Source organism: Actinacidiphila sp. bgisy167 (assembly GCF_965342175.1).
In the GTDB taxonomy this organism is placed as follows: domain Bacteria; phylum Actinomycetota; class Actinomycetes; order Streptomycetales; family Streptomycetaceae; genus Actinacidiphila.
Genome location: NZ_CBDRBL010000082.1, coordinates 1 through 25,803, shown reverse-complemented (window position 1 = coordinate 25,803; position 25,803 = coordinate 1). Strand labels below are relative to the sequence as shown.

Here is a 25,803-nt window from a genome sequence, read left to right as displayed (position 1 = left end):
CCCTCCGTGAACGACAGAGGAATCCTGATGATCACGTACGACCGGCTCTTCATCGGCGGCCACTGGACCGCTCCCACCACAACGGACCTGATCGAGGTCCGCTCCCCCCACGACGGCTCGCTGGTGGGCCGCGCCGCCCAGGCCGGCCCGGCGGACGTCGACCGGGCCGTGGCCGCCGCCCGCGCCGCCTTCGACGAGGGCCCGTGGCCCCGCATGAGCCCCGAGGAGCGGATGCGGGTCGTGGCCCAATTCGACAAGCTGCACCTGGCCCGGGCCGCCGAGATAGCCGCGCTGATCACCGCCGAGAACGGCTCCCCGCACTGGTTCACCTCGGCGCTGCAGCCGGCCGTGTCCGAGCAGACCCAGAGCTATCTGCGGGCCGCGGGCGAGCTCGCCTGGGAGCAGCGCCGTCCGGCCGCCGGTGGCGGCCAGACCGTCGTGCGCCGCGAGCCGGTGGGCGTGGTGGCGGCGGTGATCCCGTGGAACGCCCCGCACCAGTCCGCGCTGGCCAAGCTGGTCCCGGCACTGCTGGCCGGATGCACGGTGGTGCTCAAGCCGTCCCCCGAGACCGCGCTGGACGGTCTGCTGCTCGGGGAGCTCTTCGCCGAGGCCGGCTTCCCCGACGGGGTGGTCAGCATCCTGCCCGGCGGCCGCGAGGCCGGCGCCCACCTGGTCGCGCACCCCGGGGTCGACAAGATCGCCTTCACCGGCTCCACCACGGCGGGCCGGGCCATCGCGGGCGCCGCGGCGGAGACCTTCAAGCGGGTCACCCTGGAGCTCGGCGGCAAGTCCGCGGCAATCGTCCTGGAGGACGCCGACCTGGACAAGGTCGTGGCGGGCCTGAAGTACGACTCCTTCGGCAACAACTCCGAGGCGTGCGTCGCGCAGACCCGCATCCTGGCCCCTCGCAGCAGGTACGAGGAGGTCGTCGCGGCGGTGGCCGCGCTCGCCGACAGCCTCACGGTGGGCGACCCCGCGGACCCGGCCACCTTCCTCGGCCCGATGGTCCGCGCCGACCAGGCCGAGCGGGTCCGCTCCTACATCGAGCTCGGCGTGCGGGAGGGCGCTCGGCTGGTGACGGGCGGCCCCGGGGTCCCGGAGGGCCTGGAGGGCGGGCACTATGTACGTCCCACCGTCTTCGCCGACGTCGACAACACGATGCGGATCGCCCGCGAGGAGATCTTCGGGCCGGTGCTGGTCGTCATCCCCTTCGACGACGAGGACGAGGCCGTCCGCATCGCCAACGACTCCCCGTACGGTCTGGGCGGCGGGGTGTGGACGGCTGACCGGGAGCGCGGCCTGGAGATCGCCCGGCGGGTCCGCACCGGCACCTTCAACATCAACGGCGCCGCACCCAACATGGCGGCCCCCTTCGGCGGGTTCAAGGCGAGCGGGATCGGCCGCGAGTTCGGCACCGCGGGGCTGGCCCACTACACCGAGCTGAAGAGCATCACGATCTGACCCGCGCGTCCTCCCCCGGCGGCCGGGCGCCTTGCTCAGCCGCCGGGGGAGGACTCCGCCAGCGCCGCCTCGACAGCATCGACGGCCTCCTCCGCGGAGGCCGCCCGCAGAAACGTCTCCCCGGCCGGGGGCCCCTGAACGTCCCAGCCGCCGACCACGACGACCGGCTTGCCGGTGCGCAGGGCGAGCGCCACCTCGCTCAGCGTGCCCCAGCTGCCGCCGACCGCCACCACGGCGTCTGCGGCGGCGACGACGAGGCCGTTGCGGAGCTCGCCGAGGCCGGTGGCGATCGCCACCGTCAGGGACGGGTCGGCCGCCCGGCGGTCCCGGCCGGGCAGAAGCCCCACGGTGGTCCCGCCGCACGCGCGGGCTCCCTCGGACGCGGCGCCCATGACGCCGCCGAGCCCGCCGCAGACGACGACGGCGCCACGCCGGGCGATGAGTCCGCCGAGCCCGCGGGCGATCTCACGCTCCCGCGCGGTGGCCGCGGCGGGCCCCACCACGGCGACATAACGGCTCGTCATGGGCTCTCCCCCGGTCGGGTCCGCCCCGATTGACAGATAGGACAATCAGGATATTCGCTGCAGGGGTGATCTCGTACGCCCTCACCCCCCGACGCGTGTTCCTCGGCCTGCTGGCCGCGACGATGACCCTCGCCGCCTGCCAGGGCGCGCCGTCCGCCCCGGAGTCCACGGCTACCGGTGGGCGCACGGAGACGGCCGCCACCGGGCGCGCGCAGCCCACCCCCGGCGGGCGCACGGAGACGGCCCCCACCAAGAGCACGGAGCCCACCGCCACCGAGCGCCCGGAGACCACGGCCACCGAGCGCACGGCGACCACCGCCACCCCGAAGGGGTCCTGCGTGGACCGGGTCCTCGGGGCGATGAACGACACGCAGCGCGTCGGCCAGCTCTTCATGGGCGCGGCCCAACTGCCCACACCGCCCGAGGCGGACCTGGACGCGATGCGGTCGTACGCCGTCGGGTCGGTCTTCCTCGCGGGCCGCAGCACGGCCGGGGTGACGAAGACCCGCAGCCTGGTGGACGGGCTGCAGAAGTCGCTGGGGCAGACGGCGGCGGGGCAGCGGGTCGGCCTGCTGGTCTCCACGGACCAGGAGGGCGGCCAGGTGCAGGTCCTCCAAGGCCCCGGCTTCTCCACCATCCCGAGCGGGAAGACGCAGGGCACGTGGTCCACGGCCACCCTCCGCTCGCGCGCGCAGGGCTGGGCGAACGAGTTGAAGAAGGCCGGCGTCAACGTCGACCTGGCCCCCGTCGCCGACATCGTCCCCGCCTCGATCGGCACCGCCAACGCCCCCATCGGCCGCTACGGCCGCCAGTTCGGCTCGACCGCCGGCGTGGTGTCCCCGCACGTCACGGCGTTCGTCCAGGGCGCGAAGGCGGCCGGGGTGCTGACCACGCCCAAGCACTTCCCGGGTCTCGGCAGCGTCAAGGGCAACACGGACACGACCGCATCGGTGACGGACACGACGCTGACCCGCACGGGCAGCAACATCGAGCCCTTCCGCGCGGGGATCTCCGCGGGCGCGGGACTGGTGATGGTGTCGCTGGCGACGTACCAGCGCATCGACCCCCAGCACAAGGCCGTGTTCTCGTCGCTGATCGTCGACCAGACACTCCGTCACGACCTGGGCTTCAAGGGCGTCATCATCTCCGACGACCTCGGCAAGGCCGCCTCCGCCCAGTCCACGCCGCTCAGCCGGCGCGCCCTGTCCTTCCTCCGCGCCGGCGGCGACCTCACCCTCACCGTCTCCCCCAAGGGCATCCCCACGATGGCCGAGGGCATCCGCACCGCCATGCGCCAGGATCCGAAGGTGCGGACGATGGTCGCGAACAGCGTGCGGCGCGTGCTCACCGCCAAGCAGGCGGCGGGGGTGCTGCGCTGCCCGAGCTGACGGCGGCGGCCTCACCGCTCTCCGCGAGACGCACAAGCGGCGCTCCATCTGCCGGGTGTCTGGGACGTCTCGCGGAGACCTGGTCCCGAAGCGTGCCACGGGGTCCCCACCGCCCGAAACCGGTTGGCGGCGCGGCACGTCCGGGCTATGAAGGTCGCATGACCTCGTGGCAACTGGCCCCCGAAGACTTCGACACGACGGACGCGACCGGCCTGCGCCGGGACTACTACGCCGAGGTCGCCGGCCGCTACTGGATGCGGCCCGCGACCACCGAGGAGATCGACCGGGGCCTGGCCGGCGACGGCGCGGAGCTGCTCACCCCGCCCACGGGACAGTTCGTCGTGGGCCGCTTCGACGGTGAGGCCGCCGCTTGCGGCGGCCTGCTGATGCTGGATGCCGAGCGCGCCGAACTCACCCGCGTCTACCTGCGTCCCGCCTTCCGCGGCACGAAGGGCGCCGGCCTCCTGCTGGAGCTGCTGGAGAGCGAGGCGCGCCTGCTCGGCGCGTCCCGGATGGTCCTCAACACCCGCCTCGACCTCGTCGAGGCCCGCTCTGTGTACGTCCGCCACGGCTACCGCGAGATCCCCGCGTACTGCACGGGGCCCTACATGGAGATCTGGTACGGCAAGGATCTCGCCCGCGACGGCGCTGCCCGAGTCTGACCGCCGCCGCGTGGGCCGGCTGCGCCGGACTGTGCCGTCACCCATGCGCCGCGGACCACCCGTGTCCGGAACGCCACCCGGGGGCACGCGAGGGATGGCGGACCGGGGACGTGCGGTGACACTGTCGACCCATGGAGCACCTCTCCGGGAGGCATGTCGCGCAGCGCTGGCTGGCCCGTCTGGCCCTGGCCGCTGCGGGGGCGGCGGTGGCGCTGCCGGTCGCGGTGGCGGGTCTGCGCAGCATCGTGCTGGTGGCGGCCGCGCTCGGCGGCACCGCGGTGACGGCGGCGGGGACGTGGTGGGTGCTGACCCGCCGTGGTGTGGCGCGGGCGCTGGCCGTGGTGCTGACCGTGCTGGCCCCGCTGGCCGTCCTCGCCTACTACGACCGGGCGAATCTGCTCTGGGTCGTGGTCGTCTCGCTCGCGCTGTGGGCGCTCGCCGTCGTCGCGGGGCGCAAAGCGGTGCGTGCCACCCGCGCCCACGAGGCACGGGTGCGGGAGCGGATCGCCGCCCGGCCGCGTCGGCCCTTCCTGATCATGAACCCGCGCTCCGGTGGTGGCAAGGTCGGCGCGTTCGGGCTGAAGGAGAAGGCGGAGGCGCTGGGCGCCCGGGTCGTCCTGCTGGACCCGGACCACCCACAGGACGTGGCGGAACTGGCCCGGCGGGCCGCGGACGAGGGCGCGGACCTGCTCGGGGTGGCCGGCGGTGACGGCACACAGGCGTTGGTGGCCGGTGTGGCCGCGGAGCGGGGTCTGCCGTTCCTGGTGATCTGCGCGGGCACGCGCAACCACTTCGCCATGGACCTGGGACTGGACCGCGCGAATCCGGCGGCCTGCCTGGACGCGCTCAGGGACGGCGTGGAGCTGCGGGTGGACCTCGGCTATGTGGGCGACCGGCCCTTCGTCAACAACGTGTCGTTCGGCGCCTACGCGGCCGTCGTGCAGAGTCCCGCGTACCGGGACGACAAGGTCGGCACCATCCTGGAACTCCTGCCCGACCTGCTCACCCACCGCGTCGGTCCGCGGCTGACGGCGAGGGCGGGTGAGGTCGTCATCGAGGAGCCGCAGGCCGTGCTGGTGAGCAACAACCCCTACCGGACCGACGATCCGGCCGGGCTCGGCCGCCGCGACCGTCTCGACACCGGCCTGCTGGGGGTGCTCGGCGTCAGCGTCGACAACGCGGCCCAGGCCGCGACGCTGCTGATGGGCCCCCGCGTCGCCTCCGGGCTCACCGTGGCCACGGCGCGGGAGGTGGTGACCACGGCCGACGCGGCGGAGATCGAGGCGGGTGTGGACGGCGAGGCCCTCGTGCTGCCCACCCCCGTGCGCTGCCGCATCAGCCCCGGCGCGCTGCGGGTCCGGGTGCCCCGCCTCCGGCCCGGGGTACCGGCGACGGGTGTGCGCACGGACTGGCGGCGGCTGCGCAAGCTCGCGCTGGCCATGGGCCGCACGGCGGCCGGCCGCCCCACCCCCTGACCCGCCCCGGCCCACGCGCGCCTGACGGCGGCAGCCCTTTCAGACCGGGACTTCGAAGATGAGCTCGAGGCCGTCCACCTCGTCCCACTGCTCGCCGGCCTCCACGAAGCCGAAACCGGAAATCGTGGCCAGGGATGCGGTGTTCTCGGGGCTGATCGTCACCCGCGCGGTCCTGACTCCGGGTTCGGCGGCGGCGCGACGCAGCAACTCGGTCAGCACCGTCCTGGCGTACCCCTGACGACGGTGACCAGGGGCCACCGAATAGCCGATCTCCACCATGCCCGACCCATCGGGCGGGCCGTGGAACCCGGCGTACCCCACGACGACGTCTTCGGGCTCGGCCACCACGGCCCGGGTGAGCCACCCCGCGCTACCCGGGTCCGAGGCCAGCTGACCGAGCCGATACCGCCAGACCCACTTCGCCTGATCGGTGAGGAAGTAGTCCGTGAGCCCGACTCCTGCTTCGGCACTGGCCCGGGCAAGGTCGTCGTCCAGCAAGGCGGTCATGGCCGTGCCCGTGAGATCCGCGAACCTCACCGACCTCAGGCGGGTCGGCGCGGGGGACCGGCGGGCGGGTTCGTCTGTCACGCACGGATGCTCGCGGAGCGCCCTGGAGCGTGTCCAGAGGTTTTCGCGGTGGCCGACGCCCCACCGGCTCGACGCGCTCAGCCGGCCGCCGGACCGCGTCGACCGTCGCCGTCGACCGTCGCCGTCGGCCCTCGCCCTCACCGGACGCCCGAACCGCGGCGCCCCGGCCAGCCCACCGCGCAGGCGGACCCGGCCGGGGCGGCGTCAGCGGCGGATCAGGCTGGAGTCCCGGACGACCAGTTCCGGCTGGAGCACGACCCGCCGGTGCCGGTGTTCGCGGGCCTGCGGCCCGGTCTCCTCCAGGAGCATCCCGGCCGCCAGCGCGCCCATGTTCGCCGCGGGCTGCCGCACCGAGGTGAGCGGCACGGCCGCCGCGGCCGCGAACTCGATGTCGTCGTAGCCGACGATGGCCATCTCGCCGGGTACGTCCACCCCCGCCGCGTACAGCGCCTGCAGCACCCCGAGGGCGAGCAGGTCGTTGGCGCAGAACACGGCGGTCGGCCGCTCGGGGAGGCCGAGCAGCCGGTGGCCGGCGTCGCGTCCGGAGGCGACGTCCAGCCGTTCGGTGGGCAGTTCTCGCAGCGTCGCCGGCGGCAGTCCGGCCTCCGTGAGAGCGGCGAACGCCCCCTCGCGCCGGTCCCGGACCTGCTGCAGGTGCCCGGGGCCGGAGACGTACGCGATCCTGCGGTGCCCCGCGGCCACCAGGTGGCCGACCGCCGTCCGGCCCCCGGCCACGTCGTCCACCGACACCGAGCATCCGTCGGCGCCCGGCGCGACCCGGTCGACGAGGACGACGGGGATGCGGTGCCGCCGAAACGCGGCGAGGTTGCCGCCGTCGGCGTCGTCAGCCGGCGTCACCAGCACCCCGCGCACCCGCTGTTCGGCGAAGAGCGACAGGTAGGCGGCCTCCTCCGCCGGGTTCTGCGCGCTGTTGCAGACCATCACGCCGAGACCCGCCTCCCGGGCCGCCCGTTCCGCGCCGCGCGCCACGTCGACGAAGAACGGGTTGCCCATGTCGAGCACGAGCAGGGCAACGATCCTGCTGCGGCCCGCCCGCAACTGCCGGGCGGACTCGCTGCGTACGTAACCCAGTCGGGCGATGGCGCGCTGCACGCGGACCCGGGTCGCCTCGGGTACCGCGTCCGGCCGGTTGATCACATTGGAGACCGTGCCCACGGACACCCCCGCCTCACGGGCGACGTCCTTGATCCCCACTGTGCGGCCCTTCTCCGCCACGCCCGGGCCCTCAGAACGTGAACTGGTCGATGTTGTCCTTGGTGAACACGGTCGGCTTGCCGAGCACCACCACGCCGTCCTTGCCGATGGTGTAGTCGCCCATGTCACCGGCCTTGAAGCTCTGGCCCTCGGTGCCGGAGATCTGCCCGGAGGCCAGGGCGACCGCAGCGTACGAGGCGAGGGAGCCGAGCTTGGCCGGGTCCCACAGCTCGAAGGCCTCGACAGTGCCGTTCTTGACGTAGGCGCGCATGTCGTTGGGCGTGCCGAGGCCGGTCAGCTTGACCTTGCCCTTGTACTTGGAGCCCGCCAGGTACTGGGCGGCCGCCTTGATGCCCACCGTGGTCGGGGAGATGATGCCCTTCAGGTTCGGGTACTGCTGGAGCAGGCCCTGGGTCTGCTGGAAGGACTGCTGGGCGTCGTCGTTGCCGTAGGCGACCTTGACCAGCTTGACGTCCTTGTACTTGGGGCCCTTGAGCTCGTCCTTCATGAAGTCGATCCAGGTGTTCTGGTTCGTGGCGGTCTGGGCCGCCGAGAGGATCGCGATCTCGCCCTTGTAGCCGATCTGCTCGGCCATCAGCTGCACCTCGGTGCGGCCCAGGTCCTCGGCGCTGGCCTGGGAGACGAACAGGTCGCGGCACTCGGGCTTGGTGTCGGAGTCGTACGTGACGACCTTGATGCCGTTCTTGCGGGCCTGGTTGAGCGAGGTGCACAGCGCGCCCGGGTCCTGGGCGGAGACGGCGATCGCGTCGACCTGCTGCTGCGTCAGGGTGTTGACGTAGCTCACCTGGCCGGCGGTGTCGGTGCCGCTGCTGGTGCCGACCTCCTTGTAGGTGGAGCCCAGCGCGTCCAGGGCCTGCTTGCCGCCGTTGTCGGCGATGGTGAAGTACGGGTTGTTGACCTGCTTGGGCAGGAATGCGACTGTCAGGCCCTTTTTGGTCGCCGCGTTGGGGTCGGCCGACGCGGTCGCCTTGGCGCCGCCGCCGCTGTCCTTGGCGGAGTTCTTGGTGGTGCCGCCGCAGGCTGTGGCGCCGAGCGCGACGGCCGCGGTCACGGCGACGACAACGGTGGCACGGCGAGTGAGGGTTCTGGACATGGTGTTCCTTTCGCTGCCGGAACGGGCGCCGGAGTGAGGACGGAAGAGGGTGCGGGGGTGGTGGTGCCGTGTGACGTGTGGGGGAGGCGGTCAGGAGACGGCAAGCGCGGCCGGGTCCTTGTCGGCGGGCCTCCTGCGCGCCCTGGCCAGCGAGACCTGGCGGCCGATCCTCGGGGCGAGGACGGAGATCACCAGGAGCACACCGGTGACGACGATCTGGGACTGGGCCGAGACGTTGAGCAGGCTCATGACGTTCTGGCCGGCGCCGAGCAGGAACACCCCGGCGATCGCGCCGCCCAGGGTGCCCTTGCCGCCGTCGAAGTCGATGCCGCCGAGCAGGACGCCCGCGATGACGGACAGTTCCAGGCCGGTGGCGTTGTCGTAGCGGGCGCTGGCGTAGTGCAGCGCCCAGAAGACCCCGGTCAGGGAGGAGACCAGGCCGGTCGTGACGAACATCGCCAGCTTCAGCCGCCGCACGCGCACTCCCGCGAACCGGGCCGCCTCCTCCGAGGCGCCGACGGCGAACAGGGAGCGCCCGACGGGCGTCGCGTGCAGGACCAGGACGGCGATCAGCAGCAGCACGGCGAAGGGGATCGCCGCGTACGGGATGAAGGTGCCGTCGATCCGGCCCGCCCCGAAGTCCAGGTACTGCTGCGGGAAGTCGGTGACGGAGTCGGCGCCGAGCACGATCTGCGCGATGCCGCGGTAGGCGGCGAGCGTGCCGATGGTGACGGCCAGCGAGGGCAGGCCGAGCCGGGTCACCAGCAGGCCGTTGACCAGGCCGCACAGGGCGCCGAGGAGCAGGCAGAGCGGGATGATCGTCTCGATCGCCATGCCGCCGTTCCACAGCGCGCCCATCACGGCGCCGGAGAGACCGGCCGTCGAGCCGACGGACAGGTCGATCTCGCCGGAGACGACGAGCATGGTCATCGGCAGCGCGATGAGGGCGATCGGCAGGGTGTTGCCGATCAGGAAGGACACGTTCAGAGCGTTGCCGAAGTTGTCCACGAAGGAGAAGGAGCAGATCAGCAGGACGACGAGCAGGGCGCCGACCGCGGTGTCCCAGCGCACCGCGCCGCCGAGGCGAGCCGACGGGGCGAGGGCCTTGGTGGTCTCAGGCATGGTGGGCACTCCTCATCTGTGCGGCCCGCTTGCGGAGGACGCCGGCCACCCGCAGCGCCACGATCCGGTCCACGGCGATGGCGAGCAGGAGCAGGACGCCGTCGATGGCCAGCACCCACACCGAGCTGACGCCGACGGAGGGCAGGACGCTGTTGATCGAGGTCAGCAGCAGGGCGCCGAGCGCGGCGCCGTACACGGTGCCGGAGCCGCCGGTGAAGGCGACGCCGCCGACCACGACGGCGCTGACGACGGTCAGTTCGTAGCCGTTGCCGGTGCCGGAGTCGACGTTGCCGAAGCGGGCGAGGTAGAGCGCCCCGGCGAGTCCGGCGAGCGCCCCGCACACCACGTACGCGGTGAGGATGCGCTTGCGGACCGGGACGCCGGCCAGCCGGGCGGCCTCGGGGCTGGAGCCCAGCGCGTACAGGTCGCGTCCGCCGCGGTAGCTGCGCAGGTAGTAGCCGGCCGCGACCAGCACCACGAGCGTCAGCAGCGCGAGGTAGGGGATCACCGAGATCCCGTCGTGGCCGAAGTCGACGAAGCTGTCCGGCAGGTCGTTCGCGGTGATCTGACGCGAGCCGACCCAGATGGAGTCGATGCCGCGGATGATGTAGAGGGTGCCCAGGGTCACCACGAGCGCGGGCACCTGGCCGAGGCTCACCAGCAGGCCGTTGAGCAGGCCGAAGAGCACGCCGAGCGCGACCGCGATGAGCACGGCGACCAGGGGGTTGCCGCCCCCGTGCAGATAGGTGCCGGCGGCGAAGGCCGAGATGCCGAGCACCGAGCCGACCGACAGGTCGACGTTGCGGGTGATGACGACCATGGCCTGGCCGATGGCGACCAGCACGAGGATGGTGGCGTTGAGCAGGAGGTCCTTGACGCCCTGCTGGGACAGGAACTCGCTGTTGTAGAGCTGGGTCGCGGCCAGCATGACCACGAGCACGGCGAGCACGGCGAGCGCGCGCAGTTTCAGCACCCGGTCCAGGAAGCGGCGGGACGCGGTCGGTTCGTCCGCGTCGATCCGCTGCGGGGTGTCGGCGGTCACGGTCATGCCGCGCTCCTCACGCGGCCGGTCGCCGCCGCCATCACGGATTCCTCGGTCGCTTCCGACCGGGGGATCTCGGCTGTCAGTCGTCCCTCGTGCATCACCAGGACGCGGTCCGCCATGCCGAGGATCTCCGGCAGGTCGGAGGAGATCATCAGGACGGCCACGCCCTCGGACGCGAGCCGCGACAGCAGGCGGTGCACCTCGGCCTTGGTGCCGACGTCGATGCCGCGCGTGGGCTCGTCGACGATCAGCACCTCGGGCGCGGTCGCGAGCCACTTGGCCAGGACGACCTTCTGCTGGTTGCCGCCGGAGAGGGTGCCGACGACGTCGGCCAGCCGGGCGTACTTCACCTGGAGCCGCACCGCCCAGTCCAGGGCGCGGCTGCGCTCGGCCCGACGGCTCATCAGACCGCCCTTGGTGGTGGAGGCGAAGCCGGTGAGGCCGATGTTGCGCTCGATGGACATGTCCATCACCAGGCCCTGGGCCCGGCGGTCCTCGGGGACGAGCGCGATGCCCGCGGCCATGGCGAGGCTGGGAGCGCCGCCGCGCAGCGGTCTGCCGTCGACGACGACCTCGCCGGCGTCACGGCGGTCCACTCCGAAGATCGCCCGGGCGACCTCGCTGCGCCCGGCGCCGACGAGGCCCGCCAGGCCCACGATCTCGCCGCGCCGCACCTCGAAGGAGACATCGGTGAAGACGCCTTCTCTGGTCAGCCGGCGCACGCTGAGGGCGACTTCGCCGATCTCGGCGTGCTGCTTGGGGTAGAGCTCGTCCAGGTCGCGGCCGACCATGCGGCGCACCAGGTCGTCCTCGGTGAGCCCGTCGAGGGGCTCGCTGGCGACCCACGCGCCGTCCCGCAGGGTGGTGACCCGCTGGCAGAGGGCGAAGATCTCCTCGAGGCGGTGGGAGATGAAGAGCACCGCGGCGCCCTGCTCGCGCAGGGACTTGACGACGCCGAAGAGCCGGGCGACCTCGCTGCCGGTGAGCGCGGCGGTCGGCTCGTCCATGATCAGGACGCGGGCGTCGAAGGAGAGCGCCTTGGCGATCTCCACCAACTGCTGGTCGGCGATGGACAGTCCGCGCGCCGGCTGCTCGGGGTCGAGGTCCACGCCGAGGCGGCGGAAGAGTTCGGCCGCGGCCTCGCGCACGGCCTTGTGGTCGACCCTGCCGAGCGAGCGGCGCGGCTGGCGGCCGACGAAGATGTTCTCGGCCACCGACAAGTCGGGGAAGAGCGTGGGCTCTTGGTAGATGACGGCGACCCCCGCGTCACGGGCGTCCCCCGGGCCGTGGAACTCCACGGGCCGGCCGTCGAGCAGCACGGTTCCGGCGTCCGGGCGGTGCACACCCGCGAGGGTCTTGATCAGCGTCGACTTGCCGGCGCCGTTCTCACCCGCCAGGGCGTGGGCCTCGCCGGCGTGGAGCCGGAGCGAGACATCGCGCAGAGCGCGAACGGCACCGAAGGACTTGCTCACCCCCTCGAGCGCGAGCACCGGAGTGGTCTCCGGTTCGGGGTGCGTCATTGCGCCCTCCTGCTATGAAATGTTTCAACGGAGTTGCCGGGAAGCTAGCCCCGCCTCACGGAAGCGTCAAGAGCCGCCGAGACCCGCTCCTGACCTGCACCCTCGCGAAACCCGCAGGTAACACGCCCGACAAGGCCGTACGAACAGCCACAACGCCCTTTCCCCAGACGGATGACACGATTCAATAACGGGCACGGAATCGGGCCGCCCCCTTGACGGCCAGGGGGGCGCGTAGATAGCTTCACAGCCGAATGAATCGATTCACTGAGTCGATTCACCCAGTCGATTCACCGAGCCGATTCACCCAGCCATCCGAGGTGGACATGCCTGACATCGCGGCCGTCAAGGCGGCACTCACAGCCCAGCGGATCGAGACGCCGTCCTGGGGCTACGGCAACTCCGGCACCCGATTCAAGGTGTTCGCCCAGGCCGGGGTGCCCCGCGACCCGTACGAGAAGCTCGACGACGCGGCCAAGGTCCACGAGTTCACCGGCGTCGCCCCCACGGTGGCCCTGCACATCCCCTGGGACCGGGTGGCGGACTACACCGCGCTCTCGGCCCACGCCAAGGACCGCGGGCTGGAGTTGGGCGCGATCAACTCCAACGTCTTCCAGGACGACGACTACAAGCTCGGCAGCGTGTGCCACCCGGACCCGCGGGTCCGCCGCAAGGCCGTGGACCACCTGCTGGAGTGCGTCGACATCATGGACGCCACCGGCTCCAAGGACCTCAAGCTCTGGTTCTCCGACGGCACCAACTACCCCGGCCAGGACGACATCGTGGGCCGCCAGGAGCGCCTCGCCGAGGCCCTGTCCGAGGTCTACGAGCGGCTCGGCGACGACCAGCGGATGCTGCTGGAGTACAAGCTCTTCGAGCCGGCCTTCTACACCACCGACGTCCCGGACTGGGGCACCGCGTACGCGCACTGCCTGAAGCTCGGGCCCAAGGCGCAGGTCGTCGTCGACACCGGCCACCACGCGCCGGGCACCAACATCGAGTTCATCGTCGCCTTCCTGCTGAGTCAGGGCAAGCTCGGCGGCTTCGACTTCAACTCCCGCTTCTACGCCGACGACGACCTGATGGTCGGCGCCGCCGACCCGTTCCAGCTCTTCCGGATCCTGCACGAGGTCGCCAAGAACGGCGGCTTCGAGACCGCGACCGACGTGGCCTTCATGCTCGACCAGTGCCACAACATCGAGGCCAAGATCCCCGCGGTGATCCGCTCGGTGATGAACGTCCAGGAGGCCACCGCGAAGGCGCTCCTGGTCGACCTCGACGCCCTCGGCGCGGCCCAGGCTTCCGGTGACGTCCTCGCCGCCAACGCCGCGCTGATGGACGCGTACAACACCGACGTACGCCCGCTGCTGCGGGAGGTGCGCGAGGAGCAGGGCCTGGCCCCCGACCCCGTCGCCGCCTACCACGCCTCCGGCTGGCAGGAGCACATCGTCGCCGACCGCGTCGGCGGCACCCAGGCCGGCTGGGGGGCGTAAGAGGCCACGGCCGTTCCGCCCCGTCCCTCCCCGACCGCCCCTCCCGAAGGACACCCCATGGCATCCGCCACCCATCCGGAAGTCGCCGCGCTGCTGGAGCGCGCCCACCGCCTCGGCGCCAACCCCCGCAACACCAACTACGCCGGAGGCAACGCCTCCGCCAAGGCCACCGCCACCGATCCCGTCACCGGCACCGATGTCGACCTGATGTGGGTCAAGGGCTCGGGCGGCGACCTGGGCACGCTCACCGAGGCCGGCCTCGCCGTGCTGCGCCTGGACCGGCTGCGCGCCCTGACCGCCGTCTACCCGGGCCCCGACCGCGAGGACGAGATGGTCGCGGCGTTCGACTACTGCCTGCACGGCAAGGGCGGTGCCGCCCCCTCCATCGACACGGCCATGCACGGCCTCGTCGACGCCGCCCACGTCGACCACCTGCACCCCGACTCGGGCATCGCGCTGGCCTGCGCCGCGGACGGCGAGAAGCTCACCCAGGAGTGCTTCGGCGACAAGGTCGCCTGGGTGCCGTGGCGCCGCCCCGGCTTCCAACTCGGCCTGGACATCGCCGCCATCAAGGAGGCCAACCCGCAGGCCGTCGGCGTGATCCTCGGCGGCCACGGCATCACCGCCTGGGGCGAGAGCTCCGAGGAGTGCGAGCGCAACGCCCTGTGGATCATCCGCTCCGCCGAGGAGTTCCTGGAGCGCCACGGCAAGCAGGACCCGTTCGGCGCCGCGCTGCCCGGTTACGAGCCGCTGCCCGAGGCCGAGCGCCGGGCCCGGGCCGCCGCCCTCGCTCCCGTGCTGCGGTCGATCGCCTCCCAGGACCGCCCGCAGGTCGGCCACTTCACCGACTCGGCACCCGTACTGGACTTCCTCGCGCACGCCGAGCACCCCCGGCTGGCCGCACTCGGCACCTCCTGCCCCGACCACTTCCTGCGCACCAAGGTCCGCCCGCTCGTCCTCGACCTGCCCCCGACGGTGCCGCTCGAGCAGGCCGTGGCCCGTCTGGAGGAGCTGCACACCGCCTACCGCGCCGACTACCAGGCGTACTACGACCGGCACGCCGGCGAGGACTCCCCCGCGATCCGCGGCGCCGACCCGGCGATCGTCCTCATCCCGGGTGTCGGCATGTTCAGCTACGGAAAGGACAAGCAGACCGCTCGGGTCGCCGGCGAGTTCTACGTCAACGCGATCAACGTCATGCGCGGCGCCGAGGCCGTCTCCGCCTACGCCCCGATCGACGAGGCGGAGAAGTTCCGCATCGAGTACTGGTCGCTGGAGGAGGCCAAGCTCCAGCGCATGCCGAAGCCCAAACCGCTGGCCACGCGCATCGCCCTGGTGACCGGGGCCGGCTCGGGCATCGGCAAGGCCATCGCGCACCGCCTGGTGGCGGAGGGCGCCTGCGTGGTCGTGGCCGACCTCGACGCGGAGAACGCGCGGGCCGTCGCCGAGGAACTGGGCGGCCCCGACCGGGCGGTCGCCGTCACCGTGGACGTCACCAGCGAGGAGGCCATCGGCGCCGCCTTCGAGGAGGCCCTGCTGGCCTTCGGCGGAGTGGACCTGGTGGTCAACAACGCGGGCATCTCGATCTCCAAGCCGCTGCTGGAGACCACCGCCCGAGACTGGGACCTCCAGCACGACATCATGGCCCGCGGCTCCTTCCTCGTCTCCCGCGAGGCGGCCCGCGTGCTGATCGCGCAGAAGCTCGGCGGCGACATCGTCTACATCGCCTCCAAGAACGCGGTCTTCGCCGGTCCCAACAACATCGCCTACTCCGCCACCAAGGCCGACCAGGCCCACCAGGTGCGGCTGCTGGCGGCCGAGCTCGGCGAGCACGGCATCCGGGTCAACGGCGTCAACCCCGACGGGGTCGTCCGCGGCTCGGGCATCTTCTCCTCGGGCTGGGGCGCCCAGCGCGCGGCCACCTACGGGGTGCCGGAGGAGAAGCTCGGCGAGTTCTACGCCCAGCGCACCATCCTCAAGCGCGAGGTGCTCCCGGAGCACGTCGCCAACGCGGTCTTCGCCCTGACCGGCGGCGAGCTGACGCACACCACGGGTCTGCACGTCCCCGTCGACGCCGGCGTGGCCGCGGCCTTCCTGCGCTGACGCGGGCCCAGTGCGCGGGGGAGCCGGCCGACCGGCTCCCTCGCCCCCGTACGCCTCACCGAACCCCGCGGTGCGCCGCGCCGCACCGCCCGCACCCGTCACCCGAACGCGCGAGACCCGGAACGATCCGACGACCGTAACGCCCGGACCCACCGGACCGGGACGACCAGAACACGAGGGGCCCACGTGCCATTCGCCGCCATCGACCTCGGCGCCACCAGCGGCCGCGTCATCCTCGGCCGGGTGGGCCCGGACCACCTGGTCCTCGACGAGGCGCACCGCTTCCCCAACACCCCCGTGCGGCTGCCGACCGGCCTGCACTGGGACATCCTCTCCCTGTTCCGGGAGAGCCTGGACGGCCTGCGGCTGGCGGCCCGGGCCGCGGACGGCGTCACCTCCGTGGGCATCGACAGCTGGGCCGTCGACTACGGGCTGCTCGACGCGGACGGCGCCCTGCTCGGCGTCCCGCACCACTACCGGGACGGCCGGACCGAGAACGTCGCCGACCGGACCAGGGACGGCATCGGCGCACAACGGCTGTACGGGGTCACCGGGCTGCAGCACCTGCCCTTCAACACGGTCTTCCAGCTCGCGGCCGCCCGGGGCGGCGCGCAGTTCGAGGCCGCGCGCACCCTGCTGATGATCCCCGACCTGCTGACCCACTGGCTCACCGGCAGCATCGGCGCCGAGGAGACCAACGCCTCCACCACCGGGCTGTTCGACGCGCGCACCGCGACCTGGTCGCAGGAGCTCCTCGACGGGCTCGGCATCGAGCCGCGCCTGCTGCCGCCGCTGCGCGCCCCGGGTGACCACGCCGGCACGCTCCTGCCGCACGTGGCCGCGTACACCGGACTTGCGGCGGACACCGCCGTCGTCACGGTGGCCTCGCACGACACCGCCTCGGCGGTGGCCGCGGTGCCGGCCACCGGGACGGACTTCGCGTACATCTCCTGCGGCACCTGGTCGCTGGCGGGCCTGGAACTGGACGCCCCGGTGCTCACGGAGGCCTCCCGGCTCGCCAACTTCACCAACGAGCGCGGCGTCGACGGCACCATCCGCTATCTGCGGAACATCATGGGCATGTGGCTGCTCGAGGAGTGCCGCCGCACCTGGGACCAGCGGCAGGAGGGCCTGCCGCTGCGGGAACTGCTCGACGCGGCCGCCGCCGCGGAGCCCTTCGCGGCCCTCGTCGATCCGGACGACCCCGTGTTCCTGGCGCCCGGCGACATGCCCGCCCGGATCCGGGCCTTCTGCCTGCGGACCGGCCAGAAGCCCCCGGAGTCCCACGGCGCGGTCGTCCGCTGCATCCTGGAGAGCCTGGCGCTGGCCCACCGCCGCACCCTGCGCGAGGCGGCCGAACTGGCCGGCCGGGACATCCGGCGCGTCCACCTCGTCGGCGGCGGCTCCCGCAACGAACTGCTGTGCCGGTTCACCGCCGACGCCACCGGCCTGCCGGTCGTCGCGGGTCCCACCGAAGCCACGGCGCTGGGCAACATCCTCGTCCAGGCCCGCGCCCATGGCGCGGTCGGCGACGGCCCCGAGGGCCTGGCGGCGATGCGCGCCCTGGTCGCGGCCACGCAGCCGCTGCGCACGTACGAGCCGGACCGGGACAGCCGGGCCTGGGACGCCGCGGCGGCCCGGCTGGCGGAACTCACCGCGGCGCGGCGGCCGTAGCTGTCGCTCCAGCTGTAGCCGTACTCCGGTCGGCCGTGTGCCCTTCCCACCGTCTCGCGCCCGGCCAATTTGTCACCAGGTACCGGCGCGGCGTCCTCGACGACGAGATGCTGACGAGCTGCGAAGAAGTCATGCGCAAGGTCTGCGAGGACTTCGGAGCGGAGCTGAAGGAGTTCAACGGCGAGGCTGACCACGTCCACCTGCTCGTGCACTACCCGCCGAAGGTCGCGCTCGCCAGCCTGGTCAACAGCCTCAAGGGCGTCTCCTCCCGCCGCCTGCGCGCGGAGTTCACCGGCCGGGTCAACCGGGCGATCACGCACGGCCGGTTCTGGTCGCCCTCATATTTCGCCGGCTCGTGCGGCGGTGCGCCGCTCCAAGTGGTCAAGGACTACATCGCGCAGCAGAAGCGCCCGGACTGAGCGCGGCCAACCGTGGGCCCGGGTAGACAGTGCGGACCCGCACCCACGGTTGAGGTCAGTCAGAGCAGTTCTGAGATGCGATTCACCCCCGGCCTGAAGGCCGGGGCACTCTCGCAAGATCAGCGGTAGTACTCCACCCAGCGGAGGTGGTTGACCAGCCCGCTGAGTGTCATCAGGGGCGAACCCGGGAGCGGGGCGCTGCGGGAGTGTTCGGGCGAGAGCCCCTCGCACTTGGCGCGGGCGGTGTCCCGGGCGTAGTCGAGAAGGGTCGTCAGCGAGGAGCGCTCATCCCAGGAGTCGGGTGTGTCTGTTCTTGTCATCGGCGCAATGCTGTCGACAAGGACGGCGGCGCGTCCACTGGTTTAGAGGCCGCGCCGAGGCGGCCTGCCAGGGCCACCCGAGCGGGGCCGTTCGGCCGACCAGGCGTGTCCCCCGGCCGGGCGACGCACGGCGGCACATCCGGGTCTCCCGCGTCGCGCCGGACCTGACCTGCTGTCAGTCTCGGAGGCATGACCGCTCGCTTCCCCCTGTCCGCCCTGCACTGGACGGTCCTCGTCCCGGTGCTCTCGGTGGTCGTGCTGGCCCTGACATGGGGACGCAGCCTCCCGGTGGCGTTGGTCGTGGTGGTCGCGGGCTTCCTGTGCGCCGGGGTTCTCGCGGCGGTCCACCACGCGGAGGTGGTCGCCCACCGGGTGGGCCAGCTGTTCGGTGCCCTGGTGCTGGCGGTGGCGGTGACGGTCATCGAAGTGGCGCTGATCCTCACCCTGACGGCGGACGGCGGACCGCAGAGCGCGGGGCTGGCCCGGGACACGGTCTTCGCCGCCGTGATGATCACCTGCAACGGCATCACGGGACTGAGTCTGCTGGTGGGAGCGGTGCGGCGGCGGGTGGCGGTCTTCAACCCCGAGGGCGCGGGAGCCACGCTGGCGACCGTCGCGACGATCGCCACTCTCAGTCTCGTCCTGCCGACCTTCACCACCAGTGCGCCCGGCCCGCGCTTCAACAGTGCCCAGCTCAGCTTCGCCGCGGCGGCGTCGCTCATCCTGTACGGCCTGTTCGTGGCCACCCAGACGGTGCGGCACCGCACCCACTTCCTGCCGGTGTCGTCGGGCGGGGAGGTGATCGACGGCTTCGAGGGGGACGACTACGAACGGCCGACCCGCAAAGCCGCGCTCTCCAGCCTGGTGCTGCTGCTGGTAGGACTGGTCGGTGTCGTCGGGCTGGCCAAGGTGGAGTCGCCGACGATCGAGAAGGGCGTGCAGTACGCGGGCCTCCCCTCCTCCGTGGTCGGCGTGGTCATCGCCCTGCTGGTGCTGCTGCCCGAGACCCTCGCCGCCGTCCGGGCCGCCGCCCGCGACCGGGTGCAGACCAGCCTCAACCTCGCGCTGGGGTCGGCCATGGCGAGCATCGGGCTGACCATCCCGGCGGTCGCGATCGCCTCGGTGTGGACCGGCCCGCTGGTGCTGGGGCTCAACGCCACGCACATGGTGCTCCTCACGATCACCGTCGCCGTGGGCACCCTGACGATGATGCGGGGACGGGCCACGCCCTTGCATGCCGGGGTGCACCTGGCGCTGCTGGCGGCGTACCTGGTGCTCGCGGTCAGCCCATGAGCGGGCGGTGCACGTCGCCGGCAGCGGTGCGTCCCGCGGGCGGTGCGCCCCTCAGCCGACGACCCGCCGCCCGTCCAGGTCGCCCCGGGCCGACTGCTCGTCCGGGCCGTCCGCGGCCGGCGCCGCCGCCACTGGCTTGCGGTCGAGCCAGCCCGCCAGCAACTCGTGCACGGCCTCCGCGCCCACCAGCCGGTCCGGCAGCCCGGGTCCGTCCAGGTCGAACGGATGCATCAGGAAGGGGCGGCTCTGGTCGCCGCCCAGGCCGCCGTGCGAGCCCACCTGCTCCTCGAAGGCGTGCACGGACCGGGTGACCGGGTCGTACGCCGAGTTGACCATGATGTCGGCGGCGTGCGGGAAGCGGGCGGTGCGCAGCACCGCGGCCGCCGCGCCCGGCCCGAACGGCGCCAGGGGGTCGCGGCCGGTGACCCGGCCCGTCTCCAGTTCGTGCTCGCCGCCGTCCCCGCCCAGCACGAGCGGTCCGCGCTCCCGGTCCAGGACCAGCACGAAGCCGATCCCCGGGTGCTCGGCGAGCGTGGGCAGCAGGGCGGGGTGGCGGGCTTCGACGCTCTGCCGATCGGCCCGCCCCGGCAGGTCGGGGAAGGAGATCAGCGCCAGGTTCCCCGAGGCCAGCACCACCGGGTCCGTGGCCGGTCCGGCCGTCTCCTGCTCCTCGCCTGTGCGTCCCCCCTGCTCCGGGCGGTGGAGTGCCGCGCGAGCCGCCGCGCGAGCCTCGGCGCCGCTGGCCGCGCCCCGGGCACGGCGGCGCACCGGCAGGCCGCAACCCGCCCGCACCAGGTCCCTCAGGGTCAGCCCGTACGCGGCCTCGAAGGTCTCGCCGTGGCTTTGGCCGTGGTCGGACAGCAGCACGATCCGGTAGGACCGCGGCGCGTACCGGGACGCGTCCGCGATCAGCCGGATCGCGCGGTCCAGACGCCGCAGCACCCGCATGGCGTCCGGGCTGCGCGGCCCCGAGTGGTGCGCGACCTCGTCGTACGCGACCAGGTCGGCGTAGACGGCGCGGCGCCCGGCGAGCATGTCGCCGACGACGGCCGCCACCGCCACGTCGCGCTCGACGACGGTGGCGAAGGCCCGCAGGAAGGGGTACAGCCCACCGCGCGGCACCCGCGGCCGCTCGTGGCGCAGCCGCGCGGCGACGGACTCGGCGACCTCGCGGACGACCTCCGCGAAGAAGGACGCGGCGGTGCGCACGGCGTTGGCCGGGTCGGAGAAGTAGGCGAAGTAGCCGGTCCGGGAGCGGGTCGCGCTGACCTCGGCGAGGACGGCCGCCGGATCGCCGCCCTCCGGGGCGCCGACCGCCCGGGAGCGCAGCCGGGCCATCGCGAGCCGGTCGGCGGTGTAGCGGCGGCGGCGGGTCGACACGGACATCACCAGCGCCAGCTGCTCGGCGCCGCCGCTGAACAGGTTGCCGCGGCTCGCGCCGTCCGGCGCCAGCAGCCCCGCACGCCCGGTGCGGGCGACGGCGCGGCGTTCCAGCTCGGCGGCGCAGGAGGGCCGGTTGCAGACCATGACCTGCCCGGTCTCCTTCTCGTACCAGCGGAAGGCCGGCACGTCCTCGTTGCTGCCGTGCAGGATGGCCAGCTGGCTGGCGCCGGTCTGGCTGCTCCAGTCGGTCGTCCACGGCAGCAGGCGGTGACTGCCCTCGAGCCATGCCGCGACGCTCTCCATCGCGGGTGGGCACAGGCGTCCCCGGTGCGTGGCGGGGCGTACGGCCTCGCGCAGCACGTCGTACCCGACACCGTCCAGCTGGAGGAAGACGAAGCCCGGCTCGCCCCTGCCCTCCGCGCCGGCCACGTGGTGGCCCGCACCGCGGCGGCGGCCGGCCAGGCGCGCCAGACGGCGCCCGTATGCCGCGTCGTCGCGCATGGCGAGCGTCGTGCTGGTGGCGGACGAGGCCGCCGACATCACCGCGGCGATCACCACGGCCGTGGCCGGCGCGATGTCGCCCTGCCAGTCCGGGGTGAAGCGGAGCGCGAGCAGCAGCAGCGAACCGTTGAGGAAGAAGACCAGCAGGCCCAGCACCAGCGCGGGCACCAGCAGCACGGCCCGCACGAGCACCGGCCAGACCAGCGCGCTCAGCAGACCGAAGGCACCGGCTCCGGCAGCGGCCGTCACCGCGATACGGGTGGGGCTGTCGCCGGAGGGCGACTGGATGCGGAAGTCGGGCAGGATCCCGGCGAGCACGGCCATCGTCGCCGTCGACACCGCCCACACGACCAGCACGCGGACGATCGCGCCCCCGGTCGCCCGCCACCGACGCAGCACGCCCACCTTCTCCTCGCATCTCCGTACGCCCGACCACGAATGCCCCCAGACTGTCACAGTCCCCCCTGCGCCCCGCCGCGCACCTGGGGGGCACATGGCGGGCGCGCGGGAGCATAGGCTCGGAGCGAGACGAGGAGGCGCGAGTGTCGGTCGAGATCACCTGGTGGGGACACGCGACGGTGACCGTGCGGGACTCGGGGGTACGGGTGCTCACCGATCCGCTGTTCGTCCCGCGCCTGGCGCACCTGCGTCGGCGGCACGGTGCGGTGCCGCCGCCGGGCGCGGCGCTGGCGGACGTCGCCGTCGTCTCCCACCTGCACGCCGACCACCTGCACACCGGCTCGCTGGCCCGGCTCTCCCGGGGGACCGCGGTGCTCGTGCCGCGCGGCGCCCCCGCCGCGGTGCCCCGGCTGCGCCGGCTCGCCGCGGTCCGGCGGCTGGAGCTGGTCGAGGTCGTCCCCGGCGACGAGGTGAAGGTGGACGCCCTGACGGTACGCGTGGTGAGCGCCGCGCACGACGGGCGGCGCCTGCCGTACGGGCCGCCCCGCTGCCCCGCGCTGGGCTATGTGCTGGTGGGTGAGGAGCGGACGTACTTCGCCGGCGACACCGGGCTGTTCGACGCGATGGCCGACGAGGTCGGCCCCTGCGACGCCGCGCTGCTGCCGGTCGGCGGCTGGGGGCCGTTCCTCGGCTCCGGCCACCTCGACGCGGCCCGCGCCGCCCGGGCCCTGGCACGGCTGGCGCCCCGTGCCGCCGTGCCCATCCACTACGGGACGTACTGGCCGATCGGCATGGACGCGGTCCGCCCGCACGAGTTCCACTCCCCCGGCGACGAGTTCGTCCGGCACGCCGGGCGGGTCGCCCCCGCGGTGGCGGTGCACCGGCTCGACCACGGGGAGACCCTTCTGCTGGAGGCCGCCAGGTGAGCGGACTCACCCTGCTCGCCGAGCAGGCGTCCTCCCAGCCCACCGGGCAGGTGGTCGGCTACCCGTCGCTCTTCCTGCTGGTCGTGCTCGGCTCCCTCGTCCCGGTCGTGCCCACGGGCGCGCTCGTCAGCAGCGCCGCCGTGGTGGCCTTCCACCAGACCGCCCCCTTCTCCCTGGCCCTGGTCTTCGTCATCGCCTCGGCCGCCGCCTTCATCGGCGACCTGGGCCTGTACCTGCTCGGCCACCGCGGGGTGCGGTCGCGCAACGGCTCGCGCTGGCGGCGGCAGCTGCAGGAGCGCGCCGACCCCGCGCACCTCGCCGACGCGCAACGCCGGCTCGACGAGCACGGCGTGACCGTCCTCGTCCTGTCCCGCCTCATACCCGCCGGCCGCATCCCGGTGATGGTCGCCTGCCTGCTCGCCGAGATGCCCGTCCGCCGCTTCGCCCGCGGCGACGTTCCCGCCTGCCTCGCCTGGGCGGCGGCCTACCAGCTGATCGGCATCCTCGGCGGCACGCTCTTCCCCGAGCCCTGGCAGGGCGTCCTCCTCGCCGTCGCCCTCACCCTGCTCATCGCCTCCGCCCCACGCCTGCGGCGCCGCTCCCGCGGCCCCGCCCCGGACCCCGCCGCCCCCGACGACCACACGGCGGAACACCCCGGCCCCAGCCACTGAACGCCTCACGGCGGGAGGGCTGCGGAGTCTCTGCCGTGCCGGGGCACGGGCGGGACGGGCCGGGACGGGCGGGACCGGCGGGGCGGGCGGGGCGGCCGACGATCGGAACACGCCGTTCAGGCGCCGCCCGCGACCAGCCCGGCGACCGCCGCTCCCAGGCGGGACACCGCCGCCGCGACATGCGGCAGTTCGAGCGGGTACGGAGAGCCGAGGGCGGCGCCGCGCTGCGCGGCGTCGTCGCCGTGAAGGGGTCCGGTGTCGATCCGCACGCGGAGGGCGGCGATGTCGTCGCCGAAGTGGTGCCCGCCGGTCACGGGGTGTCCGAGGCGGGCGGTGAGTGCGGCCTCCAGGGTCGGGGCGTCCGTGACGCCGGCGGCCGCCAGGGCGTGCCGCAGGGGGCCGAGATCGGCGTAGAGGTGGAAGCCCGCTTCGGGCGGGCGGCACAGTGCGCCGGCGCGGGTGACCGCCTCGTGTGCCGCGGCGCCGAGGGCGGCGTGCAGGCGGGTCGCGTCGGCGCGGCGTGCCCGCACCTCGTCGCTCTCGGCGAGCGCGTAGGCGGCCGCGGCGCCCACCGGCTGCGGGAGGACCGCGCGCAGCGCCGCGCAGCGGTCCGCCACGGCGTCGCGCAGCCGGCTGCCCTCCTCGGTGGCCGGGAAGCGGGCGACCGCCACAGGCCAGGACGGCGGGGCCAGGGCCGCGCACAGGTCGGTGACGACGACCGTGCGGGTGGGCAGCGTCTCGGCGGGGGTGAGCAGCACCGTCTCGTGCGGGCGGTGCACGGTGTCGGCGTAGGTCTCGTCGGAGACCAGCAGGAGCCCGCACTGCTCGGCCGCCTCGCAGACCTCGTGCAGCAGTTCCGGGGGCGTGACCGTACCGCTGGGGTCGTCTGCGGCCGCCATGAGCAGCACCCGCGGGTGGGCGCCCTCCGCGCGGGCCCGGTGCACCGCTTCCAGCAGGGCGAAGGGGTCGGGGGCGCCACCGCCGACCGCGGGGGTCTGCACGGCCGCCGTACGCCGGCCCGCGGTCCGCACCAGCGGCGCCTGCCACGCGGCGGCGGGCCGGGCGAGCACGACGTCGCCCCCCACCACCGCGAGCAGCGCCAGCAGCAGGGGCTCCGCGCCGGGCGCGGCGATGATGTCGGCGGCGTCCGTGGCGAGCCCGCGGCGCTCCCAGTACCCCGCGGCGGCCGCGCGCACCGCCGCGCCGCCCCCGGAGGGCTCTGGTGCGACACCTCCCGGCATGGCGGCGGTCAGCCGCCGCGCCCAGTAGGGCGGCACCGGCAGGCCCGGGTCGGGCCGACGTCCGGTCCGTGCGAGGCGCCCGGTCGGGGCCGGCGGTGAGGTCCGCTGCATCGTGCCTCCGGTGGGTTCTGTGACGAGCGTGTTCCGGTGGCCGGGTCCACGCCCGTGCCGCGCTGCCTCGCACGTGCTCCGTCCTCCTGCCGCCGGGGGAGGTCCCGCGCGTGCCGCCGGGAATCCGGGGCAGCCGGGATCACGGAGGTGTGCCCATGGTCCCGCTGCTCCTCGCCGCGCCGCCCGTCCTCGTCCTCCGTCGGGGCGCTGCGGCTGTTCGGCCCCGTGGCGTACGGCGGTCACAGCGGGTGCGGCGACTCGCGCCGGTGCCCGTGGCGGGCCGGTGTTCCGCGCCCGGCCCTCTATTGCGGGGCCTGCGCCGGCATTCGCAGCGCCCGCGCCCTCGCCCCGGCCCGGGTACGGCTCGCCGAGACCATGCGCTGGGGATGACGGCGCAGGTACTCGCCTTCGAGGGCGGCCATCCGGGAGTTGTGGGCGTCGAGGGCCGCCCCGGAACCGTAGAGCAGCGTCTCGTGGCGGGTCCGGTGGACCGACTCTAGTTCCTGCACCAGTTGTCGTTCGTCCAGATCTGCGGGATCGACCCCGCCGGGGTAGCGGCTCATGGGGCGCGCACCTTCCTTTCGCCTCCTGTCACCTCGCCCGATTGGTACCCGCAGTAGGGGGATTCATCCGCTTATGCGGGCATTCAACAGGCATCAGGTCCCCGCTCTGGGTAGACGAGGGACAGGCCCGACCCCTGAAGGAGAGGAGCCACCGTGCAACGAGGAAGCGACCGGCTGAGCGTCCACCGCGACGACGAGATGAAGCACGAACTCCGCGGGATGCTGCGCTCCGGACACCCCACCCGGGTCGACGAGTGGTACGACCCGGAGCCCGCCGCCGACGACGACCCCGAGGTGGGCACCGGACCGGCGTGGGCGGGTGCCCCCGAGGGCGCGGAGGTGCGGTTCGAGCTCGCCCGGCATCTGACCCGGCAGCCCTTCCCCGCGCGGCGCGGCGACCTGCTGCGCGCCCTGCGCGAACGGCACGCGCCGGACCCCCTGACCGACCTGGTGGACGGACTCCCCGGCGACAACCGGCGGTACGCCAACGTCCAGGAAGTCGTACGGACCCTGGGCATGCGCCCGGAGGCGTGACGGACCGAGGGCGGCGGGGGGGGGGGGGGGGGGGGGGGGGGGGGGGGGGGGGGGGGGGGGG

At 73.6% G+C, this 25,803-nt stretch carries 21 protein-coding genes and 2 pseudogenes; 12 read left to right on the top strand and 11 right to left on the bottom strand.

Features of this window, described 5'->3' with window-relative positions; genetic code table 11:
- The first annotated feature begins 27 nt into the window (after positions 1-27).
- A complete protein-coding gene (locus ACRWND_RS25275; protein ID WP_431953224.1) occupies positions 28-1,461 on the top strand; it encodes an aldehyde dehydrogenase in 1,434 nt (477 codons plus the stop codon).
- A 35-nt stretch (positions 1,462-1,496) separates the two neighbouring features.
- Here ACRWND_RS25275 and ACRWND_RS25270 read toward each other — a convergent pair whose 3' ends face one another.
- Positions 1,497-1,985 carry a TIGR00725 family protein gene (locus tag ACRWND_RS25270; protein ID WP_431953222.1) on the bottom strand — a complete coding sequence of 163 codons (489 nt, stop codon included), beginning with the start codon at positions 1,983-1,985 and terminating at the stop codon, positions 1,497-1,499.
- Positions 1,986-2,050: 65 nt separating this feature from the next.
- Here ACRWND_RS25270 and ACRWND_RS25265 point away from each other — a divergent pair, with 65 nt between their 5' ends.
- The 3 genes from ACRWND_RS25265 (at position 2,051) to ACRWND_RS25255 (ending at position 5,510) form a co-directional block, all read left to right on the top strand.
- Positions 2,051-3,373 (top strand): glycoside hydrolase family 3 N-terminal domain-containing protein, encoded by a 1,323-nt coding sequence (locus ACRWND_RS25265; RefSeq protein WP_431953220.1) that lies wholly within the window; start codon positions 2,051-2,053, stop codon positions 3,371-3,373.
- A 158-nt stretch (positions 3,374-3,531) separates the two neighbouring features.
- On the top strand, positions 3,532-4,035 hold the full coding sequence (locus ACRWND_RS25260; RefSeq protein WP_431953218.1) for a GNAT family N-acetyltransferase: 504 nt from the start codon (positions 3,532-3,534) through the stop codon (positions 4,033-4,035).
- 131 nt (positions 4,036-4,166) lie between these two features.
- Entirely contained in the window at positions 4,167-5,510 is a 1,344-nt protein-coding gene (locus tag ACRWND_RS25255) for a diacylglycerol/lipid kinase family protein (RefSeq protein ID WP_431953216.1), read from the top strand.
- 39 nt (positions 5,511-5,549) lie between these two features.
- Here the strand turns inward: ACRWND_RS25255 and ACRWND_RS25250 are convergent, their stop codons facing one another.
- The 6 genes from ACRWND_RS25250 to ACRWND_RS25225 form a co-directional block, all read right to left on the bottom strand.
- The gene (locus tag ACRWND_RS25250; RefSeq protein WP_431953214.1) at positions 5,550-6,098 is read right to left on the bottom strand and encodes a GNAT family N-acetyltransferase; all 549 of its coding nucleotides are present in this window, start codon (positions 6,096-6,098) and stop codon (positions 5,550-5,552) included.
- Between the two features lie 204 nt (positions 6,099-6,302).
- Positions 6,303-7,334 carry a LacI family DNA-binding transcriptional regulator gene (locus tag ACRWND_RS25245; protein ID WP_431953212.1) on the bottom strand — a complete coding sequence of 344 codons (1,032 nt, stop codon included), beginning with the start codon at positions 7,332-7,334 and terminating at the stop codon, positions 6,303-6,305.
- Between the two features lie 10 nt (positions 7,335-7,344).
- Positions 7,345-8,427, bottom strand: a complete 1,083-nt coding sequence (gene rhaS / locus ACRWND_RS25240) for a rhamnose ABC transporter substrate-binding protein (protein ID WP_431953210.1) — start codon at positions 8,425-8,427, stop codon at positions 7,345-7,347.
- A gap of 90 nt (positions 8,428-8,517) precedes the next feature.
- The gene (locus ACRWND_RS25235) at positions 8,518-9,549 is read right to left on the bottom strand and encodes an ABC transporter permease (protein ID WP_431953208.1); all 1,032 of its coding nucleotides are present in this window, start codon (positions 9,547-9,549) and stop codon (positions 8,518-8,520) included.
- On the bottom strand, positions 9,542-10,597 hold the full coding sequence (locus ACRWND_RS25230; protein ID WP_431953206.1) for an ABC transporter permease: 1,056 nt from the start codon (positions 10,595-10,597) through the stop codon (positions 9,542-9,544). Before ACRWND_RS25230 ends, ACRWND_RS25235 begins: the two co-directional genes overlap by 8 nt.
- A complete protein-coding gene (locus ACRWND_RS25225) occupies positions 10,594-12,114 on the bottom strand; it encodes a sugar ABC transporter ATP-binding protein (protein ID WP_431953204.1) in 1,521 nt (506 codons plus the stop codon). The genes ACRWND_RS25230 and ACRWND_RS25225 overlap by 4 nt, the downstream gene beginning before the upstream one ends.
- A 323-nt stretch (positions 12,115-12,437) precedes the next feature.
- Here ACRWND_RS25225 and rhaI point away from each other — a divergent pair, with 323 nt between their 5' ends.
- From rhaI to tnpA, 4 genes and pseudogenes are all read left to right on the top strand, one after another.
- Positions 12,438-13,604, top strand: a complete 1,167-nt coding sequence (gene rhaI, locus ACRWND_RS25220) for an L-rhamnose isomerase (RefSeq protein ID WP_431953202.1) — start codon at positions 12,438-12,440, stop codon at positions 13,602-13,604.
- A 57-nt stretch (positions 13,605-13,661) separates the two neighbouring features.
- On the top strand, positions 13,662-15,707 hold the full coding sequence (locus tag ACRWND_RS25215; protein WP_431953200.1) for a bifunctional aldolase/short-chain dehydrogenase: 2,046 nt from the start codon (positions 13,662-13,664) through the stop codon (positions 15,705-15,707).
- Between the two features lie 186 nt (positions 15,708-15,893).
- A complete protein-coding gene (locus ACRWND_RS25210; protein WP_431953198.1) occupies positions 15,894-17,381 on the top strand; it encodes a rhamnulokinase in 1,488 nt (495 codons plus the stop codon).
- A 68-nt stretch (positions 17,382-17,449) separates the two neighbouring features.
- Positions 17,450-17,800: pseudogene (tnpA, locus tag ACRWND_RS25205) on the top strand (IS200/IS605 family transposase); the annotation flags it as partial.
- A gap of 125 nt (positions 17,801-17,925) precedes the next feature.
- Here the strand turns inward: tnpA and ACRWND_RS25200 are convergent.
- Positions 17,926-18,120, bottom strand: a pseudogene (locus tag ACRWND_RS25200) (DUF664 domain-containing protein); the annotation flags it as partial.
- Positions 18,121-18,309: 189 nt separating this feature from the next.
- Between ACRWND_RS25200 and ACRWND_RS25195 the strand changes: the two are divergent.
- Positions 18,310-19,413, top strand: a complete 1,104-nt coding sequence (locus ACRWND_RS25195) for a calcium:proton antiporter (RefSeq protein ID WP_431953196.1) — start codon at positions 18,310-18,312, stop codon at positions 19,411-19,413.
- Between the two features lie 51 nt (positions 19,414-19,464).
- Here ACRWND_RS25195 and ACRWND_RS25190 read toward each other — a convergent pair whose 3' ends face one another.
- Positions 19,465-21,702 carry a phage holin family protein gene (locus tag ACRWND_RS25190; protein WP_431953194.1) on the bottom strand — a complete coding sequence of 746 codons (2,238 nt, stop codon included), beginning with the start codon at positions 21,700-21,702 and terminating at the stop codon, positions 19,465-19,467.
- 137 nt (positions 21,703-21,839) lie between these two features.
- Here ACRWND_RS25190 and ACRWND_RS25185 point away from each other — a divergent pair, with 137 nt between their 5' ends.
- Both ACRWND_RS25185 and ACRWND_RS25180 read left to right on the top strand, forming a co-directional pair.
- A complete protein-coding gene (locus tag ACRWND_RS25185) occupies positions 21,840-22,622 on the top strand; it encodes an MBL fold metallo-hydrolase (RefSeq protein ID WP_431953192.1) in 783 nt (260 codons plus the stop codon).
- Positions 22,619-23,293: a DedA family protein gene (locus ACRWND_RS25180; RefSeq protein WP_431953190.1), complete on the top strand. Its 675-nt coding sequence runs from the start codon at positions 22,619-22,621 to the stop codon at positions 23,291-23,293. The genes ACRWND_RS25185 and ACRWND_RS25180 overlap by 4 nt, the downstream gene beginning before the upstream one ends.
- A gap of 116 nt (positions 23,294-23,409) precedes the next feature.
- Here ACRWND_RS25180 and ACRWND_RS25175 read toward each other — a convergent pair whose 3' ends face one another.
- Both ACRWND_RS25175 and ACRWND_RS25170 read right to left on the bottom strand, forming a co-directional pair.
- Positions 23,410-24,645 carry an aminotransferase class I/II-fold pyridoxal phosphate-dependent enzyme gene (locus ACRWND_RS25175; protein WP_431953189.1) on the bottom strand — a complete coding sequence of 412 codons (1,236 nt, stop codon included), beginning with the start codon at positions 24,643-24,645 and terminating at the stop codon, positions 23,410-23,412.
- 302 nt (positions 24,646-24,947) lie between these two features.
- The gene (locus tag ACRWND_RS25170; RefSeq protein ID WP_431953187.1) at positions 24,948-25,208 is read right to left on the bottom strand and encodes a DUF6158 family protein; all 261 of its coding nucleotides are present in this window, start codon (positions 25,206-25,208) and stop codon (positions 24,948-24,950) included.
- Between the two features lie 153 nt (positions 25,209-25,361).
- Here ACRWND_RS25170 and ACRWND_RS25165 point away from each other — a divergent pair, with 153 nt between their 5' ends.
- On the top strand, positions 25,362-25,742 hold the full coding sequence (locus tag ACRWND_RS25165) for a DUF2795 domain-containing protein (protein WP_431953185.1): 381 nt from the start codon (positions 25,362-25,364) through the stop codon (positions 25,740-25,742).
- Positions 25,743-25,803: the final 61 nt, after the last annotated feature.